At 41.5% G+C, this 22,759-nt stretch carries 26 protein-coding genes and 1 pseudogene; 21 read left to right on the forward strand and 6 right to left on the reverse strand.

The window, feature by feature from the left end:
* From ACIQCO_RS03735 to arsC, 4 genes and pseudogenes are all read left to right on the forward strand, one after another.
* A pseudogene (locus ACIQCO_RS03735) lies at nucleotides 1-872 on the forward strand (hypothetical protein); the annotation flags it as partial.
* A 918-nt stretch (nucleotides 873-1,790) separates the two neighbouring features.
* Nucleotides 1,791-2,069, forward strand: coding sequence for an ArsR/SmtB family transcription factor (locus ACIQCO_RS03740; protein ID WP_400426571.1), 279 nt, complete (start codon nucleotides 1,791-1,793; stop codon nucleotides 2,067-2,069).
* A 78-nt stretch (nucleotides 2,070-2,147) separates the two neighbouring features.
* Complete coding sequence (locus tag ACIQCO_RS03745; protein ID WP_400426095.1) at nucleotides 2,148-2,834, forward strand: MIP/aquaporin family protein; 687 nt, start codon at nucleotides 2,148-2,150, stop codon at nucleotides 2,832-2,834.
* 62 nt (nucleotides 2,835-2,896) lie between these two features.
* Nucleotides 2,897-3,316, forward strand: coding sequence for an arsenate reductase (thioredoxin) (gene arsC / locus ACIQCO_RS03750; protein WP_400426097.1), 420 nt, complete (start codon nucleotides 2,897-2,899; stop codon nucleotides 3,314-3,316).
* A 31-nt stretch (nucleotides 3,317-3,347) separates the two neighbouring features.
* On the opposite strand, the gene ACIQCO_RS03755 is transcribed toward arsC, so the two are convergent.
* The 4 genes from ACIQCO_RS03755 to ACIQCO_RS03770 all read right to left on the reverse strand — a co-directional run bounded on the left by ACIQCO_RS03755 (nucleotide 3,348) and on the right by ACIQCO_RS03770 (nucleotide 7,148).
* A complete protein-coding gene (locus ACIQCO_RS03755) occupies nucleotides 3,348-4,559 on the reverse strand; it encodes an MFS transporter (RefSeq protein WP_400426099.1) in 1,212 nt (403 codons plus the stop codon).
* An 84-nt stretch (nucleotides 4,560-4,643) separates the two neighbouring features.
* Nucleotides 4,644-5,222: a DUF2087 domain-containing protein gene (locus ACIQCO_RS03760; protein WP_400426101.1), complete on the reverse strand. Its 579-nt coding sequence runs from the start codon at nucleotides 5,220-5,222 to the stop codon at nucleotides 4,644-4,646.
* Between the two features lie 145 nt (nucleotides 5,223-5,367).
* Entirely contained in the window at nucleotides 5,368-6,426 is a 1,059-nt protein-coding gene (locus tag ACIQCO_RS03765) for an ABC transporter permease (RefSeq protein WP_400426103.1), read from the reverse strand.
* Nucleotides 6,423-7,148 (reverse strand): ABC transporter ATP-binding protein, encoded by a 726-nt coding sequence (locus ACIQCO_RS03770; protein WP_400426105.1) that lies wholly within the window; start codon nucleotides 7,146-7,148, stop codon nucleotides 6,423-6,425. Before ACIQCO_RS03770 ends, ACIQCO_RS03765 begins: the two co-directional genes overlap by 4 nt.
* Nucleotides 7,149-7,258: 110 nt before the next feature.
* On the opposite strand from ACIQCO_RS03770, the gene ACIQCO_RS03775 reads away from it, so the two are divergent.
* The 10 genes from ACIQCO_RS03775 to cydS all read left to right on the forward strand — a co-directional run bounded on the left by ACIQCO_RS03775 (nucleotide 7,259) and on the right by cydS (nucleotide 16,153).
* Nucleotides 7,259-7,543 (forward strand): hypothetical protein, encoded by a 285-nt coding sequence (locus ACIQCO_RS03775; protein ID WP_400426107.1) that lies wholly within the window; start codon nucleotides 7,259-7,261, stop codon nucleotides 7,541-7,543.
* Between the two features lie 37 nt (nucleotides 7,544-7,580).
* Nucleotides 7,581-8,174 (forward strand): putative ABC transporter permease, encoded by a 594-nt coding sequence (locus ACIQCO_RS03780; RefSeq protein WP_400426109.1) that lies wholly within the window; start codon nucleotides 7,581-7,583, stop codon nucleotides 8,172-8,174.
* A 369-nt stretch (nucleotides 8,175-8,543) separates the two neighbouring features.
* Nucleotides 8,544-9,242 (forward strand): response regulator transcription factor, encoded by a 699-nt coding sequence (locus ACIQCO_RS03785; RefSeq protein ID WP_400426572.1) that lies wholly within the window; start codon nucleotides 8,544-8,546, stop codon nucleotides 9,240-9,242.
* A 4-nt stretch (nucleotides 9,243-9,246) separates the two neighbouring features.
* Entirely contained in the window at nucleotides 9,247-10,611 is a 1,365-nt protein-coding gene (locus ACIQCO_RS03790; protein ID WP_400426111.1) for a sensor histidine kinase, read from the forward strand.
* Nucleotides 10,608-11,300: a polysaccharide deacetylase family protein gene (locus ACIQCO_RS03795; RefSeq protein WP_400426113.1), complete on the forward strand. Its 693-nt coding sequence runs from the start codon at nucleotides 10,608-10,610 to the stop codon at nucleotides 11,298-11,300. Before ACIQCO_RS03790 ends, ACIQCO_RS03795 begins: the two co-directional genes overlap by 4 nt.
* A gap of 7 nt (nucleotides 11,301-11,307) precedes the next feature.
* Nucleotides 11,308-11,931 carry a DedA family protein gene (locus ACIQCO_RS03800; protein WP_400426115.1) on the forward strand — a complete coding sequence of 208 codons (624 nt, stop codon included), beginning with the start codon at nucleotides 11,308-11,310 and terminating at the stop codon, nucleotides 11,929-11,931.
* Between the two features lie 152 nt (nucleotides 11,932-12,083).
* Nucleotides 12,084-13,262, forward strand: coding sequence for an MGDG synthase family glycosyltransferase (locus ACIQCO_RS03805; protein ID WP_400426117.1), 1,179 nt, complete (start codon nucleotides 12,084-12,086; stop codon nucleotides 13,260-13,262).
* A 400-nt stretch (nucleotides 13,263-13,662) separates the two neighbouring features.
* Entirely contained in the window at nucleotides 13,663-15,009 is a 1,347-nt protein-coding gene (locus ACIQCO_RS03810; protein ID WP_400426119.1) for a cytochrome ubiquinol oxidase subunit I, read from the forward strand.
* Nucleotides 15,006-16,031 (forward strand): cytochrome d ubiquinol oxidase subunit II, encoded by a 1,026-nt coding sequence (locus tag ACIQCO_RS03815; RefSeq protein ID WP_400426121.1) that lies wholly within the window; start codon nucleotides 15,006-15,008, stop codon nucleotides 16,029-16,031. The genes ACIQCO_RS03810 and ACIQCO_RS03815 overlap by 4 nt, the downstream gene beginning before the upstream one ends.
* Before the next feature lie 17 nt (nucleotides 16,032-16,048).
* On the forward strand, nucleotides 16,049-16,153 hold the full coding sequence (gene cydS / locus ACIQCO_RS03820) for a cytochrome bd oxidase small subunit CydS family protein (protein WP_400426123.1): 105 nt from the start codon (nucleotides 16,049-16,051) through the stop codon (nucleotides 16,151-16,153).
* Nucleotides 16,154-16,495: 342 nt separating this feature from the next.
* Here cydS and ACIQCO_RS03825 read toward each other — a convergent pair whose 3' ends face one another.
* Together ACIQCO_RS03825 and nikR are read right to left on the reverse strand one after the other, a co-directional pair.
* Complete coding sequence (locus tag ACIQCO_RS03825) at nucleotides 16,496-18,031, reverse strand: NCS1 family nucleobase:cation symporter-1 (RefSeq protein ID WP_400426125.1); 1,536 nt, start codon at nucleotides 18,029-18,031, stop codon at nucleotides 16,496-16,498.
* A gap of 450 nt (nucleotides 18,032-18,481) precedes the next feature.
* Entirely contained in the window at nucleotides 18,482-18,901 is a 420-nt protein-coding gene (gene nikR / locus ACIQCO_RS03830) for a nickel-responsive transcriptional regulator NikR (protein WP_400426127.1), read from the reverse strand.
* A gap of 75 nt (nucleotides 18,902-18,976) precedes the next feature.
* On the opposite strand from nikR, the gene ACIQCO_RS03835 reads away from it, so the two are divergent.
* From ACIQCO_RS03835 to ACIQCO_RS03865, 7 genes are all read left to right on the forward strand, one after another.
* Nucleotides 18,977-19,612, forward strand: a complete 636-nt coding sequence (locus tag ACIQCO_RS03835; protein ID WP_400426129.1) for an energy-coupling factor ABC transporter permease — start codon at nucleotides 18,977-18,979, stop codon at nucleotides 19,610-19,612.
* Nucleotides 19,609-19,884: a PDGLE domain-containing protein gene (locus ACIQCO_RS03840; RefSeq protein WP_400426131.1), complete on the forward strand. Its 276-nt coding sequence runs from the start codon at nucleotides 19,609-19,611 to the stop codon at nucleotides 19,882-19,884. Before ACIQCO_RS03835 ends, ACIQCO_RS03840 begins: the two co-directional genes overlap by 4 nt.
* Nucleotides 19,881-20,567: an energy-coupling factor transporter transmembrane component T family protein gene (locus tag ACIQCO_RS03845; RefSeq protein WP_400426133.1), complete on the forward strand. Its 687-nt coding sequence runs from the start codon at nucleotides 19,881-19,883 to the stop codon at nucleotides 20,565-20,567. Before ACIQCO_RS03840 ends, ACIQCO_RS03845 begins: the two co-directional genes overlap by 4 nt.
* Entirely contained in the window at nucleotides 20,567-21,382 is an 816-nt protein-coding gene (locus tag ACIQCO_RS03850; protein WP_400426135.1) for an energy-coupling factor ABC transporter ATP-binding protein, read from the forward strand. Before ACIQCO_RS03845 ends, ACIQCO_RS03850 begins: the two co-directional genes overlap by 1 nt.
* A gap of 73 nt (nucleotides 21,383-21,455) precedes the next feature.
* Nucleotides 21,456-21,626: a hypothetical protein gene (locus tag ACIQCO_RS03855; RefSeq protein WP_400426137.1), complete on the forward strand. Its 171-nt coding sequence runs from the start codon at nucleotides 21,456-21,458 to the stop codon at nucleotides 21,624-21,626.
* A 95-nt stretch (nucleotides 21,627-21,721) separates the two neighbouring features.
* Complete coding sequence (locus tag ACIQCO_RS03860) at nucleotides 21,722-22,129, forward strand: Imm26 family immunity protein (protein ID WP_400426139.1); 408 nt, start codon at nucleotides 21,722-21,724, stop codon at nucleotides 22,127-22,129.
* 76 nt (nucleotides 22,130-22,205) lie between these two features.
* Nucleotides 22,206-22,571 (forward strand): hypothetical protein, encoded by a 366-nt coding sequence (locus ACIQCO_RS03865; protein ID WP_400426141.1) that lies wholly within the window; start codon nucleotides 22,206-22,208, stop codon nucleotides 22,569-22,571.
* Nucleotides 22,572-22,759 lie beyond the last annotated feature (188 nt).

The raw sequence follows: 22,759 nt of genomic DNA on the forward strand, positions 1-22,759 counted from the left end.
AAGGACCACAAGGAGAAGCAGGTGCACAAGGGACTCAAGGACCACAAGGAGCAACAGGTGCACAAGGGGTTCAAGGACCACAAGGAGAAGCAGGACTACAAGGGACACAAGGAACACAAGGAGCAACAGGTGCACAAGGGGTTCAAGGACCACAAGGAGAAGCAGGACCACAAGGGACACAAGGACCACAAGGGACACAAGGACCACAAGGAGAAGCAGGTGCACAAGGGACACAAGGACCACAAGGAGCAACAGGTGCACAAGGGGTTCAAGGACCACAAGGAGCAACTGGTACTCAAGGCACACAAGGTCCTCAAGGAGCAACAGGAGCTGGAGGAATAATTCCATTTTCAACGGGTATCATCATGAGTGGTGCAACAGTAGTATCAGCTGCTCCAATTTTAATGGGTTTTGGTAATCACACGGTTGAAGTTATTGACGGTTCTGGAGAATCAACTATGCCACCCGAAGCAGGAGGCTTTGCTTTCCCAATTCCTTTTGCGGGTACCGTTCAAGATTTACAAATAAGTGTAGATTTATTGGTTGCTTCAGCGGTTTCTATAAATACTCTCGGTATTCAATATGATTTTACAGTATTCCGCGCACCGTCAGTTCCTAATAATGGGATTGATCATCCTTCTTCACCTTACGTGACAACTCCGCTGACTAGTTCGGTTAGATTCGGATTTCCGAATACGGTCATTACACCTGGTACTTTCCGTACCGCAACGAATATTAATGTTGGATCATTAGTAGTCGCTGCGGGTGATCGTATTGGTATTCGTGTAAGAACGCTTAGCTCAACGGATCCCTCAGCAGCTGATATCACCCAACTCTCATTTAGCGCAAGTCTATCCTATACACCTTTTTAGTAAGCCTCCAGTAATGTGATTCACTATTTGTTTTATGGGTAGTTGAATAATTCAGAAAATGAACTGCCATATCTAAAAATATTGTCAATTAAGGAATCTCCTGCATAGGGAGATTTTTTTATCACATCAGAATTTATAACATTGAATATTGATACCTGTCTAGCGCAAGCAGCCAAACGGCTTGTGTACTTCGCCCTTTCCCTAGGATAAGTCAATATCGGATCGCAAACATTCATCGTGTTTCCTTTATCTCAGTCAAAGAGCTCCAGTCCATATGCCGCTAATCGGGCGCTTGCTCCTTGTTTAAGTAATATTTATGGAATCCATCCATTTTCTAAGGGAGAATCAATTTTAAATATTTGTACAAAGCGTCCGGTGACTTTATTCTTTGAACGATAGATGGAGATACTTCAACATTTACCTCATATCTTGATAGACTTTTAATAAATTCTTATGTTGAGCTATTCCAATATTGTGCTAAATCAATTTCATTTGGTCGGGTAAATGTTTCACTCAAGCAACTGGAATGACTGTGGGAAAAATGGGGAAGTTGATTGGTGTATCATAGACTCTGAGATGGGTTTTATTAATTTCTTAAATCAAATTGATACTATTTCCATAATCGGGCGCGATTGTGGAGAAACACAGGTAGAAAATGATCAAATTTTTTTATAAAACCGAAACTTTAATTAGCTAGAGAAGAATCCATTTTGATCAATATCTTTTTAAAATGGATTCTTTTTATTTATCATAAAATGCTGGCTTGTGAGGTTTGATTGATCAAACTTTATTTCAAAGCAACAAATGATTTACAAAAAATAAATATAATACAACTTGTAATCAATATATAAGTGGAATATTATATAAGTAAATTATTATATAGTAAGGAGGAAATCTTATTTGAAGAATATTGAATTAATGGCGAAACAGTTAAAAGCTGTGAGTGATCCTAATCGTTTAAAGCTGTTGGCTTATCTTAAAAAAGGGGAAATATGTGCTTGTGATTTTGTTGATGTTTTAAATATTTCTCAACCTGCTGTCAGTCAACAATTGAAAAAGTTAAAAGAAGCTGGAATTATTGTCGAAAGACCAGCAGGAACATGGAAGCATTATCGATTAAATGAATTGCAACAACCGTATATTCAGGCCATTATTGACCATTTGGATGAGATTTCATTCATACGGTGCGACTGTTAAACGCTTGTAATACTTTTTTAGTCAAGATGTACGACCCTGTTTTACGTCAAGAATTTCATCATCAAGGGGATTAAAACAATGAAAGAAAAGATCATCAGTGAATTTTTAGGAACCTATTTTCTCGTTTTTGCCGGGACAGGCGCAGTCGTAATCGATACGATGACAAAAAGTTTAACACATGTGGGTGTTGCGACTACATTTGGATTGGTCGTGATGGCATTAATTTACACGTTTGGTCACATCTCAGGTGCACATTTTAATCCTGCAGTTACCATAGGATTTTTAATTCATAAGGATATAACTAAAAAGGAAGCCGTGTATTATATTGTTACACAAAATATTGCAGGGATTGCAGCTAGTCTCACCTTATTTTCATTATTTGGAAATGTAGCGTCTTTAGGTGCTACGCTGCCAAATGGTACATGGGCACAATCGTTTGTTTTAGAATTCATCCTTACATTTTTCTTAATGTTTGTTATTTTTGGAGCAGCTGTTCATGGTAAAGCAGCAAAATCCTTTGCAGGAATAGCAATTGGTGCAACAGTGGGATTAGAAGCGATGTTTGGTGGACCAATTAGTGGTGCATCGATGAATCCAGCAAGATCGATTGGTCCTGCGATTGTATCAGGAACACTTCAATATTTATGGGTGTATATTATCGCGACTATATTAGGAGCCATGTGCGCAGCAATCATTTATAAATTACTAGACGATAAAGAAAACTTGCCGATTGGCGACCCCGTTAGGGCGAAGACAAAGGCGTAGTTGCACTTATGACTGATAGGAATGTTATACTTTCCTATCGGCTACAAAAAGGAGCGAGCAACATGTCTAAAAAAACAATTTATTTCCTATGTACTGGAAACTCATGTCGCAGCCAAATGGCAGAAGGTTGGGCAAAGAAATATTTAAACGATCAGTGGGAAGTACGCAGTGCTGGTATTGAAGCACACGGGTTGAACCCAAATGCTATAAAAGCGATGAAAGAAGCTGGAATCGATATTACAAATCATACTTCTGATATTATTGATCCTGTATATTTAAACGATGCAGATTTAGTTGTTACGCTATGTGGGGACGCTGCTGACAAATGTCCAATGACCCCGCCAAAAGTAAAACGAGTGCATTGGGGATTTGATGACCCAGCAAAAGCACAAGGAACAGATGAAGAAAAATGGGCCTTCTTTCAGCGTGTCCGTGATGAGATTGGAGATAGAATCAAACGTTTTAGTGAAACAGGAGAATAATACAACCAATAACCAAGAGTCAAGGTACTATTCAAATAGTACCTCTCTTCCGATATGATTTGGTTAATATGGTTACCATTAGGAAAACGGCAACAAGTATATAGGCAATACCTCCAATTAGACCTAAGGAACGGGGTGTAAGGTATTGTAGTGCGGATCCGGATATAAACATAGACATTCCCAAAATAGTGTTTGAGATTGTTGCCAGCAGCCCAAACATGGTTCCATGATGCTCCTCAGGGATTTCCTTCATGAGAGTGGTATCAAAGCACGCATTTCCAATCCCGGACATAAACGCAGCACCACAAAATATTAAAAGGGCGAAAACCATTAAATGTGTGCGGCTTAATAAGACTAGAAATATCCCTTCAAGTAATAGACATAATAAACCTGTAACAAGGAAATTTTTTCGTAGTTGATTGGCAACAGAAAAGCTTAACATTAAACCAATCCCTAATGCACCATAAAAAAGACCTACCCCAACATCTCCAAGCTGAAACTCATTAATCGCATACACGCTGATTAGAACATTATCAATCCCATTCATAGAAGCAATTAATATCTCACATAAAAGGAGAATTTGAACCGGAACAGACATCAAGATTACCTTTTTGAAGGTTGAGATAGGATTTTCTTTATTGGACTCAACTGCTTTTTCCATGTTTTTTTTGGGGGGAAATGTAATAGTCGAGATGATGGCTCCAGCTCCTAAAAATGAAACTGCATTTAACCAAAATGTCACACCAGCCCCAAAAATAGATGAAACAATTCCACCTGAAATGGCACCGATGATTAAAACAATCCCGACCATTACTTGCTCCAAACTATTCACTTTAACAAGGTGCTCTTTGCTCACGAGCCCAGCTATGCCCGATTTTCTAGCCGGTCCATAAATAGCTTCTCCTGAAGCCAAAATAAACGAACTACAATAGACAATCCAGAGATCCTCCTTACTGTGAACGAAAAGGAAAGATAAGGCTACCGCAACTCTAATGAGGTCAGTTGTGACTAATATTGTTTTTCGGGAAAATCGATCTACCAGCCTTCCTACCATTGGTCCAAAAAATAATGAGGGCACCAGCCGAATGGCTAGTGTCGTTCCCACCGCCAAGCCTGACCCTGTTACATGCAGAAGCATTGCTAACACAGCTACTGAACTAAAGCGGTCGCCAATCCCATTCACAATCCCTGCTAGAAATAACCTCCGATATTGTTTTTCTTCCTTTAAGAATGATATACCCATATCAATCACCTTCTTTTATATATATCTAATTTCATATACATCTAATTAGCTGGGCAAAAAAATACGGGTGCCGGCCAACACCCTTTAACTCAACCACCATAACTCAACTGGATTTAACTCATATTTATTGTTTTCACGGTACATATATTGGCACATAATAAGTTCGCGTCTTAATGTTGCATAATCCTCATGATAGTGCTTTAAATATTCATTGATCTCTTTCTCTTGATATACTTTTCCAAATTCTAATCCTTTGATGATATGCGCTAGTACAACAAGCTTTTTCTTTCTTTGTGCAGGGTAGTTTTTCAGTTTCCCATCTTTTGTGAAGAAATTATTGATAATAGCCGAACGTTCCTCTTCAGTAACCGACATTTCCATTTTTGCATCACCACCTGTTCCAACAGATAAAACGCCCTTAGCACTCATTTCCAATATTTTTGTATTAAGAGAAAAATAGATTGTATTTTTATCACGGCGTTCTTTAATAAGTCCAACCTCACGCAGCTTCGTCATATGGTGGGTAATCGTTGGCGGCTTAAGCCCTAACGTCTCAGCAATCGCTTGCCCATTCAAAGGACCTTGCTTTAGCAAGGCAATGATACGAATCCGTGTTAGATCACCTAATGCTTTATGAAATTCAACAATTTTGCTTAACTGCATTTGTTAACTCACCTACTTTTAAATCTATCTAATTAGATATTAATTGAATTCACTTTAATAATCAAGGGGTAAATATGTTTTTTATAATATAGACATGCCAAATAAAAAAGCCAAAGGATTTCTTATCCCTTGGCTTCACTTACGATTATAATTTTCGATATTTTTTCAAGGCCAAGATATTAAGCACAATGAAAATGGCTGCGAAAATAACTAAGGCGAGGAGATCGCAGCTGATTTCGCTAATGCTGGCTCCTTTATACATGACGCCCTTTAAGGCATCCCCTGCATAATACATGGGGATAATTTTCGCGACCGCTTGTAACCAGTTGGCCATCCCTTCGAGCGGGAAAATCCCGGCAAAAAATACTTGTGGAATAACGGCTATCGGGATAAATTGGATCATTTGAAATTCTGAAGCCGCAAAGGTCGATAACAGAATCCCTAAAGAGAGTGCCACCAAAGCGAGCAGCAAGTTAATCAATAGCACATTCCAAATCGAGCCGGCGAGGACTATATCTAATACATTGATCGCATAAAAGACGACAATCATCGTTTGAATGACTGCAAATATTCCATAACCGACCAAGTAGGCTGTAACAATTTCCACCCTTCGAATCGGTGTCGACAATAACCGCTCCAATGTGCCGGTCGTCCGCTCACGTAATAGGCCAATCCCTGAAATAATAAACACAAAGAAGAAGACGAAGAAACCTACTAAAATTGGACTTAAGACATCAAAAAAGACAGTATCCGCATTGCCGTAAACATAGTTTACATCGATACTTTTTGGTGTTATAGCTGGAGCTGTTCCAGAACTTTTCATCATCATTTTGAATTGGAACTCGGCAGCAACCACCTGATTGACCTTCATTTGCAGCACTTTCGCTTTTGAAGGGTCGTCATTCCGTAATATCAGCTTTAGTTTTCCATTATCCTGTTGCAGCAAGCCGTCAAGGTCGTCATCCACCACTGTATCCTTAGTAACGGCCTCATATTGTTTTACCTTTATGTCTGCCTTTTTAAATGCATCTACTAGGCCGCTTTCAACCTTTAAGACTCCTAATTTAGGATCCACTGTGTTGCCGTTAAATAGAAAGAACATCAAGGTTAATATTAATAGGGGTGCGACGAATAATAAGGCTAAGGTGCGTTTGTCGCGGAACATTTGCTGACAGATTCTTTTGATTAACGCTAAGACCCTCATGATTGTTTCACCCCTGCTTTCAGGAATACCTCATCAAAATCGTCTGTTTCGTATAACGCTTTTAACTCACTTGGTGAACCGCTGGTTAAAATGCGGCCATCGCGGACCATGGCGACATAATCACATTTCACAGCCTCATCCATCACGTGTGTGGTCACGATAATCGTTTTTCCTTCTTCATTTTTCAATCGTAAAAACTCTTTCCAAATCGACAATTTTAATTCGGGGTCAATTCCCACAGTCGGTTCATCTAAAATTAATATTTTCGGATCTTGAATCAGCGCGATTGCCAGGGATAAGCGTCGTTTCATTCCGCCTGAATAGGCCGCTACGCGCTTCTTTAGGTCGTCCGTCAGGTTTACTAAGTTGGCCACGTAAGCAATCCGCTGTTTCTGCGCTTCCTTATTTAAGCCAAAAAGTGAAGCAAAAAACTTCAGATTCTCCTCACCTGTTAACTCAACATAGAGTGCGTCCGATTGTGCCATATAACCGATATCCTGGAGCAGGACAAGATTTGGCACTTTTTGATTTAACACTTGAATCGATCCGGTATCAGCCTTTTCCATGCCGACAATCATTTTGACAAGCGTGGTTTTCCCTGCCCCTGAAGGTCCGATTAAGCCGAATAATTGACCTTTCGGGATTGTTAAGTTAACAACATTCAAAACGGGCTTTTTACCATAGCTTTTATTGACATCTTCTACTTTAATGGTTGGCTCCATTCCCATTCCTCCTCTAGAGATGCTTCTACTTTAATTTTACAGCTCCAGACGATTTTAACAATGAACAAATTGGTGTTTTCTGTTTTTTAATTCAAAATAAAAAAGAAAAAATGAGTGTTAAAAGCAGGTTTGGCGAAATAACTGTTAGGTTTGGCGAAATAAATCGCAAAGTTGGCGAAATACGTCCGAAGTTTGGCGAAATAACCAGTAAAGTTGGCGAAATAACTACGAAGTTTGGCGAAATAACCAATAAAATCAGCGGAATTACAACCAGGTTTGGCGGAATAACACCTATAGCCGGTACCCAATTACAATCAGAGTCCACGGTCCTCTATAATTCGTGTTTTTTCTGGAGAATTTATGTATATCTGGAAAACGAACGGTTAAACCTATAATGGTAAATTTTCCAATCAATTAAAAGGTGGTTTAGCCATGATTATTAGCTTGCTGAATGGTATTGAGTTTCAAAATCCGGGGATTTTTAATGTGGAAGGAGCGGCGGCCATCATTTTTTATTTCACGCTGTATTCGTTTATGGGCTGGCTGCTCGAAAACAGCTACAGCTTCTTCACAAAACGGGTATTTTTTAAACCCAATTTTTTGTGGGGGCCATTTAAACCGATGTACGGCTTTGCCCCTATACTACTGGTCTATTTAATACCGACGAACACACAATGGGCGGTTGTGGTCCTGCTATGCTTTTTCATTCCGACGATTGTGGAATATGTGAGCGGCGCCTTGCTCCTGAAATTATTCAACCGCCAGTGGTGGGATTACTCCGATACCCCGATGCAGCTGCACGGTCATATTTGTTTGCCTTTTTCTCTTTGCTGGGGTGCCCTCGCCATCGTTTGTGTACGATGGATCCATCCAGCCATTACTGCTTTCTATGGTGCAATCGCGCCTTTTTGGGCGTGGATTTGGGCTGTGGCAGGGTTATACTTTCTTGCCGACCTCGCCTTAGCGACACGAAGACACTCACTAAAGGACCTCGTAACTGATGAATCATCAAATCCAATTCAATAACAGCACCACGGCACCAGTAAGAAACTCCTTCGCTTCCTTAAAGCTGAAGGAGTTTTTATTAACAGATATCAAATTTTCAACTTTGAGAATTGTCTAGCTCCAGCGCCCTAGCGGCTAGTGTCCTTCACGCTCCGCCCTACGATAAGTCAACATCGAATCGCCTCCGGCTCTTCGTGTTTCCTATATCTCAGTTGGAGCGCTCCAGGCCATACGCCACTGACCAGGGCACTTCCGCTTTTCTGATAAATAGATTAAATTTCTATGAAAAAAAGAAATTTAAGGATAAATAATGCTACATTGAAGGGGAGCGTTTTACGCAAACTAGTTGGAATGGGCATCTTGAGAGAGATTCAAAAAGGAGCGATAATCTTGAAACAGCGAATTTTGGTAGTAGAGGATGAAAAACAAATTGCCAAGATTTTAAAGCTTGAACTCGAGTATGAAGGCTATGAGGTCATGGTTGCCTATGACGGCAAGTCGGGGCTGCAATCAGCCTTGAGCGAAAAACTGGATTTAATCCTATTAGATGTCATGCTCCCAGAAATGAACGGCATTGAGGTATTAAGAAGAATACGCAAAGTAAATACGCTGATCCCTGTTATTTTACTAACCGCCCGAAACATGACGATGGACAAGGTGGCGGGCCTCGACCAGGGGGCCAATGATTATATCACCAAGCCATTTGAAATCGAGGAATTATTGGCGAGAATTCGCTCTTGTCTTCGGCAGAATTCCATTGCTGTTAAGGCATCACAAGAGGAGGATTCCGTATTAACAATTAGGGACCTAACCGTCAATCTTGAGACGAGAGAGGTAACAAGGGGTGAGGCCTCGATTACATTAACCCCGAAGGAATTTGATTTGCTCGTGTATTTACTGACTAATAAAAATAAAATCGTCACTAGGGACAATATTCTTTTTCATGTTTGGGGCTATGAATATGAAGGGGAAACAAATGTCATTGATGTGTTTATCAGACATTTACGCAAAAAAATTGAAGAAGGCTTCTCAGATCCAACGATTATTCAGACTGTTAGGGGAATCGGTTATACAGTCAGGGAGAATTAAATAAATGAAGATAACGACAAAAATCAATCTAATCACGACGACTTGGATCATTTGTGTGCTAATAGCGGTCAACGCTGTGGTCTTTTTTTCTTTTATGAAAATTACCGTAAATATGGAGGATGATGAACTGCTGCAAAAGGCAAGTTTGTTAATAAAGGAACTCAACAAGGAGACCTCCGCTGCCGACACGAAGGAGAAATTAACCCCATACCTTGCGAACCATTCCTATATTCGGGTTATCAATCCCGATTCAAAAATTGTCAATCAAGTAACCAATGATCCGCCGATGGCAGCGAAAATAAAGGCGGAATTTGCTGCTAAAAAAGGAACAGACCGGCTCACAATAAAACTAAAGAATAAAGAAGAACAAATTGCGATTGTGAGGGTGCCAATCCAGAAAAATGGACAGGTTGTCGGCACGCTAGAGTTTGGCAAGAAATTAGCCGGCTTGGAATTAGGAAAGGATTTATTACTGTCGATCCTTGCCTTTTGTACCATCCTAGGCGCGGTGTTATCACTGCTTGGCGGCAGGTGGCTCTCCAATCTGATTATGAGGCCGATCTCCAATATGATTAACACGATGGAGGATATTGAGCAAAGCGGGATTCCGAAAAAAATTGATATTCAACTTGAAACAAAGGACGAACTGCAGAAATTGGCTGTCACCTTTAATCGCATGATTGGGCGGCTAGAGAGGAACTTGGAAAACCAAAGGCAGTTTATCTCCGATGCCTCACATGAATTAAAAACCCCGCTTACCGTGATTAAAAGCTATGCAGATCTTTTGCTTAGACGGGGACTGCAAAATGAAGCGGTTGCCCATGATGCGATAGAATCAATTCATTCAGAAGCAACGAGGATTCAAAAAATGACCGAACGGTTTCTCGACCTCGCCGATACCGAATCGGGAAATCTGTTAGAAACAAAGAAAATCAATTTAGTCTCTTTATGCGAGAATATAGGCAAACAACTGCAAGCAGCCTATAAGCGGATGATTGACCTCCATGTTAATGAATCCTCCATTACCGTGGTCGCGGATGAAGTAAAGCTCAAACAGGCAATTATTATTTTAATCGATAACGCCATCAAGTACAGTATGGACAAAGTAGACGTTTCTTTAGAGGACTCTGAAAAAGGGACCAGTATTATCGTAAAAGATTATGGAATTGGTGTACCCGAGGGTGAGCTTGAAAATATCTTTGAACGCTTTTACCGGGTTGATAAGGCGAGAAGCCGGGAGACTGGCGGAACCGGGCTCGGCTTGGCGATTGCCAAAAACATCATCAAGCAGCACCAGGGGGAAATAAAAATAAGAAGCACGGAGGGAGTAGGAACAGAGGCAGAGCTGTTCTTACCAAAAAGGAAATGATCAAACTAGTAATCATAGCTTTCATTTTATTATTGATGCTTATTCTTGTTTATGCGGTATTGCCAACAGTGATTATTCGTATTGGCAATCTGGGCATATGCAAGCGGACGAACACAGAAGCAATCGCGATCACATTTGATGACGGTCCCAATCCGGAATACACACCACAGCTGTTAGATCTTTTAAAAAAGAACGATGTAAAGGCCAGCTTTTTTGTGGTCGGTGCTAAGGTGAAAAAGTATCCCGAAATCATCAAACGCATGAATGAGGAGGGCCATACGATTGGCATCCATCATTATCAACATATTTCAAGCTGGATTCTCGCACCCTTTCAATTGAAAAAACAGCTTCAGATGACGGAGCAGGCCATCATGGAATGTACGAACGAGAAGGTTATGTTTTACCGGCCGCCATGGGGACATTTTAATCTTGTCAGCCTGCTGCTAAGTAAACGATATAAGATCGTCATGTGGTCGCATATCTTCGGCGATTGGAAAGAAGCAAAGGGAAAACATGGTTTAACGGAGCAATTACGGCTAGCAACAGAACCAGGTTCGATATTATTGCTTCATGACTGCGGGGAAACACTTGGTGCCGACAAGTCTGCGCCCGGCTATATGCTTAAGAGCTTGGAAATCTATTTTCAGGAAAATAGGGGAACTAAGTTTATCACATTAAAAGATAGATGAGGCCATTATGAATGTTGATACAATTGTAAATTATATTGAAATCTATGGATACGCCGTTATTTTTCTGTTTTTATTCTTCGGGATTGTCGGCATTCCTGCCCCCGAAGAATCGCTGCTGTTTTTAATCGGCGTCCTGAGTGTCCATCACAGACTCTCATTAGAATTAGCGATGATTTCTTCAATCCTAGGCGCCTTTGTCGGCATGCTGACGGCATATAGCTGCGGACGATATGCAGGCTCCCCATTTATCAAAAAATACGGCAAGTATGTTGGAATAACGAATGAACGCTTGGAAAAGGTAAGCGCTAAATATACAACTAATGCCCGTAAAACGATCTTGCTGGGTTTTTATCTGCCGGGACTGCGCCAGATAAGTCCATACTTTGCCGGGATTACTAACATTCCCTTTCAGCGCTTTTTTATCTTTTCACTAATAGGCACACTTCTTTGGGTCATTCCGTTTATTTTGGCAGGATATTTTGCGGGCAAGGTATTTAATATTAATCCCGCCTATGTCCCTTATTTAGGAATAATTTTACTCCTAATCTTTATTCTCTTTGTTATAATAAAGTATATAAAAAGGAAGAAAACGGAATCAACGAATAAACCAACAGAGACCAAAACCCGATAGCTGTTGTTCGGGTTTTTGTATTGTAAAAAAACGCTGAAACCAAGATTAAAAATCAATTAAAAACCTCGTTTTTCCAGAAAATAGTGATACAGTTGAGAAGTAGAAATCATCATTTCTAGGAACGATTTCTAAAAGAACAGGAGATGAAACAAATGAAAAAGATTCTGTTTTTACCACTGTTACAAATGCAGTCAGGGCATCACCAAGCCGCTGAGGCAATCATGGACTTATTAAAAAATCATACAGACGATATTATTTTTAAAAAAATTGACTTATTAAGTTATACCAATAAATCGCTAGAAAAAATGATTACGAATGGCTACTTAAAATGGATCCGCTATGCGCCGGAATCCTATAATCTTGCCTATAAAAGCTTTTTTTACGTCCCGCCTGCCAAAGGTCATTCCTTTAAATGGTATCAGCCGCTGTTTTTGAAAAAAATGGAGCAATTGCTGGCTGAGGAAAAACCGGATTTAATCGTTTGTACGCACGCCTTCCCTTCCAATTTGCTTAGCAAGTTAAAAATGAAGGGGAAATGTGACGTCCCGGTCATTAACGTGTATACCGATTTCTTCATTAATAGTATTTGGGGAAGAGAGGGAATCGATGTTCATTTTCTTCCAAGTCAGCATGTAAAGGAACACCTGCTTAAGAAGTATCAAATTCCAAAACAACGGCTGTTTGTCACTGGCATTCCTGTTCATGAACGGATTACCAAGAACGACGTCAGGAAAAAAACAGACAACCTGCGTCCGCAAGTTTTAATCGCTGGGGGAAATAGCGGTTTGGGCGGTATTGCTAAGCTGGCGGATGAGTTAAAACGCTCCACCCAGATAGATTATTTAATCCTTTGCGGCAAGAATCGGAAACTATTTGAGGAAATTCGCTCATGGGATTTAGCACATATTAAACCATTGTCCTATCTTTCCTCAAGGACCGAAATGAACACGATCTATGAAGCGGTTGATGCGATTATGACCAAACCAGGCGGTGTCACCGTGAGTGAGGCCCTGAAGAAGCGGCTGCCGATCTTTGTTCATTCGATGCTTCCCGGTCAGGAGGAAATTAATTTACACTATTTAAAGGACAAAGAGCTTGCTTTTGAACTTGAACAGAAACTGCCATTGGAAAAACAATTGCTTGCTGTTTTGCAGGATTCCGGCAAAATGAAGCGCTGGGAGCAGGCCGTCGATTCCTATCAGCAGGGGATTGAGCTTGATCATCCAGAATCAATCGTTGATACAATCAAAGTCATTCTCGACCAAGAGACAACCCGTATTCAAGCAGCAGTTAGCAGCCAGCAAAAAGTCCTTCATAGTGCAGGTGCCTAATGGTATTTCAGAAAGCAACAGGAAGAAGAGCCAGTGTATAGGGTTCTTCTTCTTTTCATATCTGTCACATATCGATAGGATTTTAACTTGATTTGTCTATAGTGATTTGTCTATGCACCACATCATTTCAATATGTAATTTCTGTGAATTTATAGAGTTTGTTTGTGTTATAAAAAGGGAAACAATAAATAATAGGGATTGAGAAGTATGTGATATACTGAGCAAAAAAGGAGTGAAACCTTATTTATAAAAAACAAGAACGAATGTTAATCTGGCTGGCCTTTATTGTTGCTTTTATTATCGGCTTATCGATTATTGGCCGGATTTTTTGAATGAAATTGGTTCTAAAGGCAGGTAAATGATGCCTTCCGAAATGTAAGAAAGGTGGTCGGACCGATATATGGGAAATGCAGATTCACTATTTTTTAGCCGTGTCTTAACAGAATTAACCTTATCCTTCCATATTATTTACGCAACTATCGGCGTGGGCATACCGCTGATGATAATGATTGCCCAATGGGTTGGGATTAAGAAAAATGACGAACATTATATTTTACTGGCGCGCAGGTGGACGCGGGGCTTCGTCATTACCGTGGCAGTCGGGGTGGTAACCGGAACCGCCATTGGCCTGCAGCTCTCGCTTCTATGGCCAAATTTCATGGAGCTGGCAGGAAATACAATTGCCCTGCCGTTATTTATGGAAACGTTCGCCTTCTTTTTTGAAGCGATCTTTCTAGGCATCTACATATATACTTGGGATCGATTTGAGAACCAGAAAAGGCATTTGCTGCTGTTAATTCCGGTTGCGCTCGGTGCCTCTTTTTCTGCCGTGTTTATCACGATTGTGAATGCGTTCATGAATGCACCGCAAGGCTTTGACTTGGTTAACGGGCAGCTGGTGAATGTAAGTCCGCTGCTCGCGATGTTTAACCCGGCGATGCCGACCAAGGTGGCCCATGTCGTGGTCACAGCCTATATGACATCGGCGTTTGTCCTCGCCTCCATCGGCGCTTATCGGCTGCTGAAGGGCTCTAATCATCTGTACCACAAGAAGGCGCTGTTTTTAACGATGAAGCTCGGGCTGATTTTTTCGATTGCCACCGCGGTCCTCGGTGATTTTTCCGGAAAGTATTTAGCGGAATATCAGCCGGAAAAATTAGCGGCAGCAGAGTGGCATTTTGAAACAGAGAAGGGGGCGCCGCTGATTTTGTACGGTGTTCTTGCAGATGGCGAAGTGAAATATGCCCTGAAAATTCCCTTTGGTCTCAGTATCCTTTCCCATAGCAATCCAAATGCTGAAGTGATCGGGTTAGACCAATTTAAGGAAGCAGACACTCCGCCGCTCTATATCCATTATATGTTCGATTTAATGGTGACAATCGGAATGTGGATGGTTCTCCTATCATTCGTGTATGTTGTCGGAACATGGCGTAAATGGCAGTTTATTTTTTCAAAATGGTTTAGATGGCTTATGGTGCTTGGTGGTCCTTTGTCGATTATCGCGATTGAAGCGGGCTGGTGGCTCGATGAAGTCGGGAGGCAGCCATGGGTATTGCGCGGGATTATGCGGACAAAGGATGCAGCAACCGCAAGCGGCCATGTCGATACGATGCTCTGGCTGTTTGCTGGTCTTTATCTCATCCTTGGGATTGGCAGTGTTTTCGTATTATGGCGGATGTTCCGCCGGAATCCGGTGGAACAGGAACTAGCTGACCGGGCTGCGGAAAGGGGCGGTGTTGCGAAATGACGCTGGAGGTTCTTGGTATTACGGTATTGGGCGTGTTTCTTTTCGGATATATTATCGTTGCATCGATTGACTTCGGGGCAGGATTCTTTAACGCCTTTAGTACAGTGACTGGTAAACAGCATATTTTGACGAAGGTGATTCAGCGTTATTTATCACCGGTCTGGGAAGTGACGAATGTATTTTTAGTGTTTTTCTTTGTCGGGATTGTCGGTTTTTTTCCGAAAACAGCCTATTATTATGGCTCAACCTTGCTTGTCCCCGCGAGCATTGCCATCATTTTGCTGGCCATCCGCGGCGCCTATTATGCGTTTACCATATACGGTGGGCTGAAGCATAAACGTTACACGATTTTGTACGGATTGACAGGATTATTTATCCCGGCCTCCTTATCGATTGTTTTGACGATTTCCGAGGGCGGCTTTGTCACCATGGTTGATTCGGGACCTGTCCTCGATTATTGGACGCTGTTTACGAGCCCATTATCATGGAGTATTGTCGTTCTAAGTTTGACATCCGTCTTATATATTTCCGCCGTGTTTTTAACGTGGTATGCGCAAAAGGCGAAAGACCGGGCTGCCGTCAGCCTGCTAAGGAAATATGCACTCGTTTGGGCGGTGCCGGCAATCATCACGGCTGCCGGCATCATTGTGGAAATGAAGGGACATAATCCGGAACATTACCAACGCTTAGTCGATGTCTGGTGGCTGTTTGCGCTGTCGGTGATTTTCTTTGCGGGAACGGTGTTTTTACTTTGGAAGCGGCTTGCCTACGGTGTCGCCTTTTGGCTATTGATTGGGCAATTTACGTCCGCCTTCTTGGCTTACGGCATTTCTCATTATCCGTATTTAATGTATCCATACCTGACGATTTATGACAGCTTCACAAATAAAGCGATGGCCACGGCGCTAGTCATTGCGTTTGTCGCCGGACTTTGCTTGCTATTGCCGTCACTGTATCTGTTGCTCAGGCTGTTCTTGTTTAACAAAGCCTATGTACAAGGTGATCGAAATGATCATGCCTAGGAGGGAGGAGACTAACGGTGTTGGAAAAATTCCTGATCTTTTATGCGCCATTTTTTGTGCTTATCGCATCCATCCTGGTCGGGTTCTGGAGTGCTCTAAAGGATAGCGCAGTGAACAAATAACATACATGTAATTGAAGAGTTTCATCGATTAACGGATTCCGTTACCTATAAAAAATGAGTGCCAAATTTTATATGAATTTGGCACTCATTTTTTCCTTCTTTATCAATCCTTTTAAACTTCTTTTTTTGTTGGCTGTGTTAAAAGTGAATGTTGATTTCCGTTCCAGGCGCTTCGCTTTCCGCGGGGCGGGCGGTGAGCCTCCTCGGCGCTAAAGCGCCTGCGGGGTCTCACCTGGCCCGCTTCTCCCGCAGGAGTCTCGCGCCTTCCACTCCAATCAACATTGTGCTAAAAATCAACAATGTTATTTAACACAGCCTTTTTGTTAAAGCAGATTTCAGATATTAATATAGATCAACATTTGGATTGCTTCCATCTAATGTATCGGCAAGATTCCCTGAAACTGAATTTTTGTAGCTTGTCATTTTTTCATACTCACCTTTTCGGAGAACGCTCTGATCGCCCTTCATTAAATAGGTGTAGGCAATAATCGCAACAAACAATCCAAACGTCCATGCATTATCCCATAAGAAATGAAGTCCTGGTATGATGAGACCAATAGCCGGGACGGCAACTCCGATGATGAGCGCATAAACCCCATTTTTATTAAAACCGCCCGTATAACTATAGCGGCCGTTTACATCGTACAGCTCATGAAGAGCCATTTGCCGCTTACGAACAAGCCAGTAATCAGCTATGGCAATCCCATCGATTGGCCCAAGTAAGGCACCATATGTTCCAAGCCAGCCAAAAATGTAATTACCAAAGTTCTCCATGATATACCACGGCTGCATGAGGATGGCAAATAGACCAGTAATAAGGGCCCCGAGTCCAAATGTAATTCGTCTTGGATTCAAATTTTCGATTGCACGTGCTGGCGCAACCACGTTTGCTCCAACATTGATAGTTAAAGATGAAATAACGATCACGATTGTACCTAAAAAGATGATAAATGGCGGGAACTTTGCCAGAAGCGCAACCGGATCCCAAAGTGCCTGTCCAAAAATGACCACAGTAGCAGAAGTTACAGCAATTCCAATAAAGGAGAAAATCGTCATGGTAAGTGGGAGTGAAAAGCTTTGTGCAACCATTTGCGACTTTTGGCTTTTTGCGTAACGGCAAAAGTCAGGAATGTTTAAAGCAAGTGTAGCCCAGAAGGCAATTACCCCGGTTACGGCAGGGAAGAACACTTTGAAAAATTCACCGGTTGTCTGGAATTGAGATGGAGTCGATAAAATCGGCCCCCAGCCGCCGGAATTGGTGAGTGCCCATATGAGGAGAATAATCGCTGAGATCCCAACGACAGGAGTTGCAATCAAACTTAAATATTTCATAGCCTGCGGACCCTTATAAGCAACTGCTACATTTAAGATCCAAAAAAGAGCAAAGACAATGACTGTATGTCCCGAAAAGTTCCAGAAAGAGAAGGAAGCTGATAATAAGGTATCGATAGCGCCGGTTCCAATCCAGGTATTAATACCAAACCAGCCAGCAGCAACAATGGCTCTTGCCATAGCAGGAATATGTGCTCCCTTTGAGCCAAACCAAAGGCGGGCAAAAACTGGGTACGGAATCCCGTATTTTGTCCCAGCATGAGAATTCAATAAAATAGGAATAAGAACAATTACGTTACCAACAAAGATGGTTGCAATCGCCTGCCACCAGTTCATTCCTAAAGAAATCAATCCGCTTGCCATCGTATAAGCTGGAATACATAAACACATTCCAATCCATAGAGTCGCAAAGTTCAGACCTTTCCACGAATGCTCCTTCATGGTCGTCGGGCGGAGATCGTCATTCCATAACCCACTTCCCTCCAGGCTGTCCGAAGCTTGCTTTGTCAAAATGACAATGCCGTTTTGCTCAATCTGCGTTTTCAATAAAATTCCCCCTTTTTTGGTCCTCCAAAAGCTTAAAAACAAAACCATTTAAAACAAGGTTGACAGAGGATATTCATGATAACTTTCGAGCGGCCAATTTCACGGAAGATTGAATATTCAGAAATTAAAATCCGCAATACCCCACTACCCTTAATTGTAAGCGCTTTTATTTTTTGTGGTACCAACCTTCCATCCCTGCCTATATTATTATATTTTCTACAAATTGGGCTGTCATTGGACAAAAAGTTAAAAAATTGTATTGATATTTCTTATATTTTGTAAAGGGGCCATTAACTGTTATGGTTGATAGGTTTCGATCCATTTCATGAGGAGATTCTTTCGTTCCCCTATTAATGAAACGGCTTTTCTAACCTTAAACTAAAAATAGACACATATACCCCATTTCACTGGCATATATTGGTGTTACGATTAAATTGAAAAGTAACACGATTACGGTTCGGTTACAGGGGAAACGGACAATTGACCATATTTAACCCCTTTTAAACTAAGTAATTTATCTCGTAAACTGCGAATATGTAATGTATTCCCACGAACGACAATCATTTCAAGGCAGTTATGATGATCAAGGTGAAAATGGGTCGTTGCAAGAATCGAATCATGGTAGTCATGCTGAATCGTTGTTAATTCCCCCATAAGATGGCGTTGATGGTGATCATAAAAAATCAGGAGACAGCCAGCAACCTCATGATCATCTTGTTCCCATTGCTGTTTGACTAACTTTTCCCGGACTAAATCCCGGACAGCTTCCGAGCGGGTTTTATAGCCTTTTTCTTCAATTAATTGGTCGAAGCTTTCGAGTAAGCTTTCTTCCATGGATACGCCAAACCGGCTTAATTTCTTTGAAGTCAAAATAGTTTGCCTCCTTCCCTTTAACGTAACGATATCATAAATATTTTGATAGAAAAAGTGAAAAGGAGAATTGTTATGCATATTCCTGATGGGATATTAAGTCCCGCAATTTTGGCGGCAGGTGCAGCCGTATCGGTTGTCGTCCTTGCCAAAAGTGTTCAAGAATCAAAAAAGAACCTGGAGCAGACAGCTGTGCCGATTATGGGCGTAATGGCTGCTTTCATCTTTGCTGCGCAAATGGTGAATTTTCCACTACTAGGGGCGGCGGCATCCGGCCATTTGATTGGCGGAGCGCTGGCTGCCTATCTATTTGGCTTTTGGCCGACGACACTCATTATGACAACCGTCGTCACCATCCAAGCAGTGGTCTTCCAGGATGGCGGCATCAGTGTGCTTGGCGTCAATATTCTCAATATGGCCATCCTTGCTCCACTGGCTGCATCAATAGTTTATAAATTTTTACGAAAAACAAGGGTTCCGGTTTCGGTAATGGTATTTATCGCCGGCTGGGTCTCTGTAGTTGTCACGGCTGGATTTGCTGCCCTTCAGCTCGGAGCGTCACAGGTTGTTTCCTATCAATTGGCCTTACAAACTCTTATTCTTTGGCATGCGATTATTGGGATTGGCGAAGGCGTGATCACAGTTGCAGTTGTTCCGTTTGCCCGCCGCTCCTCCTTTTTCCTTGGCGTTAGTGAGGAGAGGTTACGATGAAGAAACGGTTAGTTCTTTGGGTAGCGGTATCATTATTTATTGCCGGTGCAGTTTCATTACTTGCTTCGACAGATCCCGATGGCTACGAAAAGGCGGGAGAACAATTGGGGTTTATTGACAGAGCCACATCCTATATGCATTCACCACTCCCTGATTATGCGATTCCAGGCGTCCATTCATGGCTGTCAACCAGTCTTGCCGGCATCTTTGGTGTAGCGATTACGTTTGGGCTCTTTCTTTTGCTTGGAAAAATGGCTGGAAAACGCAGATGATTACGGTCCCGAAGCCTAGAGTAAAAGTGGTGATGGCTCTTATCTTGATTATTCTTGGTGTTCTACCGAAGAATCTTGTGATGATTGGCGGAAATCTCGTCATCGGCCTCCTGCTTTTGTTTATTTATAGAATTCCGCTTCGTGCGTTTGTCAAACAGCTAAAGCCGATCGCCTTCTTTATGCTGTTTACGTTTCTCTTCTTTCCGCTTTATGAAGGGAGCCATGGCTGGATAAAAGCACTCCAATATAGCGGGCGCTTACTGTTTGTTGCCATGGTGCTCAGCTTCCTGTTTTATCGTTTAGGGATTGTTGCTTTTTTACAAGCGTTGGCTGAACTTCGGCTTCCGTCGATTTTTATTGAGCTACTCCTGTTTACATTAAGATTTATGGATGTGTTTCGCTTGGAAGTGCGGCAAATGCTGTTAAGTCTCCGGAGCAGGGGTTTTTATACAGGCAATTGGTTTCAACTTAAGAAATACCGGGTTCTAGGCGGGCTGTTGGGAAGTCTGCTGCTCCGTTCCTTTCAACGCTCTGAACGGATTTATTTGGGGATGTTAAGTAAGGGCTACAAAGGAGAACGTAAATCAATCAGGACAGAACTTGTCCCTAAGTATGAGTGGCTGCATTGTGCACTGTGGGCGGGCTGTGTTCTTTGCTTGTTTTTTGTAGGAGGTGTGCGATAGTGGATCTATTTCGATTTAACGAAGTTTCGTATGGATATACGAGGGACAAGCCAATCTTACGTGACATTACTTTTTCAATTCGTGAGGGCCGGAAAACAGCGATTGTCGGTGCAAACGGAGCGGGAAAGTCGACGATTTTGTTTCATTTAAATGGCTTGTTTGCGGAGCAGAAGGGGGACATCTTCTTCCGTGGAGAAAAGCTTGATAAGAAGTTACGGAAAGAATTATTTAAGCATGTCGGAATCGCCTTTCAAGATCCTGACGACCAAATCATTTCATTGACAGTATCCGATGACATTGCGTTTGGACCGGTTCAGATGGAAATTTCCGCTTCGGACGTTCAGGAAAGAGTGGGGAAATATACCAGGATTTTAGGAATTGAGCACTTACTGACGGAAAACCCATCCGAGCTAAGCTACGGGCAAAAAAAGCATGTCACCGTTGCCGGGGTGCTGGCGATGGAGACGGACGTATTTATATTGGATGAACCGATGGCCTTTCTTGATCCCTATGGAAAAGAACGGATGGCATCGATTTTGCAGCTGCTGCAGGAGCAGGGAAAAACCGTAATTGTTACCACGCACGATATGCAGTTTGTCGCCGAATGGGCGGAGGATGTGATTGTCATCCATCAAGGTCAGTGCCTTGGGATATTTCAACCAAGAGAACTTTTCGGGCGTCACGATATCATGAAACAAGCAAACCTTACACTGCCGCCAATCGTGGAATTAATGACAGCCATCTGGAAGGGCAATAAAGAAGACATGCCAATACGAGTTGAGGAGGCGAAGAAGTGGTTAGAACTGAAAGTATAAGGAGTTAGGAGGGAGCCTAGGGTTCTTTCCTTTTTTATTATCAAGGGTAAACAGACGATAAATACACCTATCAATGGGATGCCGCCGACAATTAATTTCTGTAACAGAAAAAGGAAAAAAGTCGTCACTTACAGAATATAGATACGATGATGCAGGTCGCCGTATCGAAAAGAAGATTAATAAAAGTGATGGAACAACATCACCCATTCACTATAATTACAGCGGCAGCTTTCACCCGATGTAACAGGACTAGCTGCCGATAACCCATTTGGCTATGCAGGATATATGTACGATAAAGAAATCGGAATTAGGATTAAAATGATTAGGAAGTGGTTATGTTTGGCAACAAAAAAATACCAACTAGGTGATGTCTTTGCGATACCTCTTCAAAATAATAAATTCGGATTTGGTAGGTTGTATAAGGAAAGTTGTATAGCTATATATAAACACATTGGCAACTCAGTAAATGATATTCCAAAAAGAGAAGAATATCATTTCATCGCGGGGGTTTATCAAGATGTTCTAAAATCAGGAAAGTGGGCAATTGTTGATAAAAGACCTTTTAATTCGGAGGATGAGGCATGGCCTCCTCCTATGTGTGTAATAGATAGTATTTCTGGAAAATATTCGATTTATCATAAAGGCGAGTTTATAAATGCTAGTAAAGCTGACTGTGAAGGATTAGAAATAGCAGCAGTATGGGATAAAACCCATATCATTGATAGAATTATGGGTGATAATCAGTGATATAAGTAATAGTATGGTGCGGCTCTGTTGGTGGTATATTCCATTAAAATAAATTAAAGATAAATGAGGGATAATTTTGTCATCTGTTGATAGATTTGGTATCAGTTGGATTGAGGGCGTAGAAATGACATCGGTTATTTTCATCAGGGATTATATCCAGCTAATTTTTGAGGGGATTAACGATACAGCCATTTTAACCGCATATAAATTACCAACAGTCTATAAAAATAATGTCTCTTACAGTATTGTTACAAAGGGGTACAGAGATGAATTGTGTTCACTAATAAACCAAAAAGTAGAAAAAGTCATATTGCTTGAAAAGGAAGCTATCAAGTTGATTTTTGAAAAGAATACAACAATGGAAATTTCTTTACTTGAACAAGATTATGAAGGTCCTGAGGCAGCCATGTTTATGAGAGGGGATGATATAGTAGTTTGGTAATCCTTTCATCTATTTAAGGTAAAGTATTGATTACTGCTCCGAAGAAATGTAGATCAATATTTGATTACCATAATAGCCTTAAGTGAAAATTTCTCTTAAGGTTTTTATGGTGCGCCCGGCATGGGCTGGTCACTTTAAATGGTTTGAGACTTTTACAGTAAAAGAAGAGTGGGGAGTTTTTTGTTTCG

Origin of the sequence: Neobacillus sp. NPDC093127, from assembly GCF_044754175.1 — a bacterium.
In the GTDB taxonomy this organism is placed as follows: Bacteria; Bacillota; Bacilli; order Bacillales; family Cytobacillaceae; genus Neobacillus.

What these genes read in the sequence shown, in the direction of transcription:
- ACIQCO_RS03760 (WP_400426101.1), bottom strand. Translation starts at nt 5,222, where the DNA reads ATGCAGTTAAGCAAAATTGTTGAATTTCATAAAGCATTAGGTGATCTA.
- ACIQCO_RS03740 (WP_400426571.1), top strand. Translation starts at nt 1,791, where the DNA reads ATGGCGAAACAGTTAAAAGCTGTGAGTGATCCTAATCGTTTAAAGCTG.
- ACIQCO_RS03770 (WP_400426105.1), bottom strand. Translation starts at nt 7,148, where the DNA reads ATGGAGCCAACCATTAAAGTAGAAGATGTCAATAAAAGCTATGGTAAA.
- ACIQCO_RS03845 (WP_400426133.1), top strand. Translation starts at nt 19,881, where the DNA reads ATGATTACGGTCCCGAAGCCTAGAGTAAAAGTGGTGATGGCTCTTATC.
- ACIQCO_RS03805 (WP_400426117.1), top strand. Translation starts at nt 12,084, where the DNA reads ATGAAAAAGATTCTGTTTTTACCACTGTTACAAATGCAGTCAGGGCAT.
- ACIQCO_RS03745 (WP_400426095.1), top strand. Translation starts at nt 2,148, where the DNA reads ATGAAAGAAAAGATCATCAGTGAATTTTTAGGAACCTATTTTCTCGTT.
- ACIQCO_RS03765 (WP_400426103.1), bottom strand. Translation starts at nt 6,426, where the DNA reads ATGAGGGTCTTAGCGTTAATCAAAAGAATCTGTCAGCAAATGTTCCGC.
- ACIQCO_RS03795 (WP_400426113.1), top strand. Translation starts at nt 10,608, where the DNA reads ATGATCAAACTAGTAATCATAGCTTTCATTTTATTATTGATGCTTATT.
- ACIQCO_RS03790 (WP_400426111.1), top strand. Translation starts at nt 9,247, where the DNA reads ATGAAGATAACGACAAAAATCAATCTAATCACGACGACTTGGATCATT.
- ACIQCO_RS03815 (WP_400426121.1), top strand. Translation starts at nt 15,006, where the DNA reads ATGACGCTGGAGGTTCTTGGTATTACGGTATTGGGCGTGTTTCTTTTC.
- ACIQCO_RS03810 (WP_400426119.1), top strand. Translation starts at nt 13,663, where the DNA reads ATGGGAAATGCAGATTCACTATTTTTTAGCCGTGTCTTAACAGAATTA.
- ACIQCO_RS03855 (WP_400426137.1), top strand. Translation starts at nt 21,456, where the DNA reads ATGGGATGCCGCCGACAATTAATTTCTGTAACAGAAAAAGGAAAAAAG.
- ACIQCO_RS03780 (WP_400426109.1), top strand. Translation starts at nt 7,581, where the DNA reads ATGATTATTAGCTTGCTGAATGGTATTGAGTTTCAAAATCCGGGGATT.
- ACIQCO_RS03800 (WP_400426115.1), top strand. Translation starts at nt 11,308, where the DNA reads ATGAATGTTGATACAATTGTAAATTATATTGAAATCTATGGATACGCC.
- ACIQCO_RS03840 (WP_400426131.1), top strand. Translation starts at nt 19,609, where the DNA reads ATGAAGAAACGGTTAGTTCTTTGGGTAGCGGTATCATTATTTATTGCC.
- ACIQCO_RS03775 (WP_400426107.1), top strand. Translation starts at nt 7,259, where the DNA reads ATGAGTGTTAAAAGCAGGTTTGGCGAAATAACTGTTAGGTTTGGCGAA.
- ACIQCO_RS03835 (WP_400426129.1), top strand. Translation starts at nt 18,977, where the DNA reads ATGCATATTCCTGATGGGATATTAAGTCCCGCAATTTTGGCGGCAGGT.
- ACIQCO_RS03755 (WP_400426099.1), bottom strand. Translation starts at nt 4,559, where the DNA reads ATGGGTATATCATTCTTAAAGGAAGAAAAACAATATCGGAGGTTATTT.
- arsC (WP_400426097.1), top strand. Translation starts at nt 2,897, where the DNA reads ATGTCTAAAAAAACAATTTATTTCCTATGTACTGGAAACTCATGTCGC.